The following is a 1,298-nucleotide window of genomic DNA, read 5'->3' on the forward strand; positions in this document are numbered from 1 at the left end:
GGAGCGCCGGGCGCGCCGCGAGGCGGAGCTGGCGGCGCTGTTCGACACCGCGAGCGATTTGGCCGCCCTGCGCGACGTCGACGCGGTACTGCGGGCCATCGTGCACCGCGCGCGGAGGCTGCTGCACGCCGACGTCGCCTACCTGACCGTGCCCGACCCGCAGCGCGACGACACCTACATGCGGGTCACCGATGGGGCGGGCGCGCAAGCCTTTCGGGCCTGCCGTCTGCCGATGGGGGCCGGGCTGGGCGGGCTCGTCGCACAGACGGGCATGCCGTACTGCACCGCCGACTACTTCGCCGACCGGCGCTTCCGGCACACCGAGGCGATCGACAGCGCGGTCGGGGAGGAGGGCATCGTCGCCATCCTCGGCGTGCCGATGAAGCTCGGCGACCGGGTCATCGGGGTGCTGTTCGCCTCGCACCGCGCCGCCAGACCCTATGCGCCCGAGGAGATCGCGCTGCTGGTCTCATTGGCCGCGCACGCGACCATCGCGCTGGACTCGGCGCGGCTGCTCACTGACACCAGGACCGCGCTGGCCGAACTCAGCGCCGCCAACGAGGCCATTCGCGCACACTACGACACCGTGGAACGTGCTGCGCGGGCACATGATCGAATGACGGATCTCGTCGTTCGGGGCGGCGGTGTCGAGGACGTGGCCGCGGTCGCCGCGGACATTCTCGGCGGCGCCCTGCTCGTGCTGGACGCAGACGGTCGCCGCATCGCCGTCGCGGGCGCTCCGGTATCGGAATCCCTGGACGACGAGGATATTGTCGACGAAATCTCCTCCACCGCAGCGAAACTCGGCAGAACCGTGCAGATGAAGCAGCTGTGGGCGGCGCCGGGCGGCGCGGGCAGCGAACCGCTGTGCACCCTCGTCCTGCACTACCCGCACGACCTGTCGCCGTCGGACCAGCGGATTCTCGAACGCGCCGCCCTGGTCACCGCGCTCCTGCTGCTGTTCCAGCGCAGCATCGCCGAGGTCGAGGGCCGCGTGCGCGGTGAACTCCTCGATGACCTGCTCAACGAGCGGGTGCCCTCCGCCGACGCGCTGGCGGGCCGGGCGCGGCTGCTGCGCCTCGACCTCGCCCAGCCCCACGTGCTCGTCGTGGTCGACCACGGCGACCAGCGTCGGACGGCGTCCTGGACCACCGGCTACGCCCTGTCGCGCCACGGCCTGGCCACCACGCGCGGCGACCACACCGTGCTGCTGCTGCCGGGCACGGACCCCACGGCGACCGCCCGTGACGTCGCGAAGGACCTCGCGGCGGGGCTGGAGACCGCCGCGACCATCGCGG

General features: G+C 72.6%; 1 protein-coding gene. It reads left to right on the plus strand.

Annotated elements, in window-relative coordinates:
* Positions 1–1,298 (plus strand): GAF domain-containing protein (locus ON39_RS33965; protein WP_040740358.1); only part of this gene is annotated, 1,298 nt, incomplete at both ends.

The sequence above is a fragment of the Nocardia tenerifensis NBRC 101015 genome (genome assembly GCF_000308715.1).
GTDB classification, from domain to species: Bacteria; Actinomycetota; Actinomycetes; order Mycobacteriales; family Mycobacteriaceae; genus Nocardia; species Nocardia tenerifensis.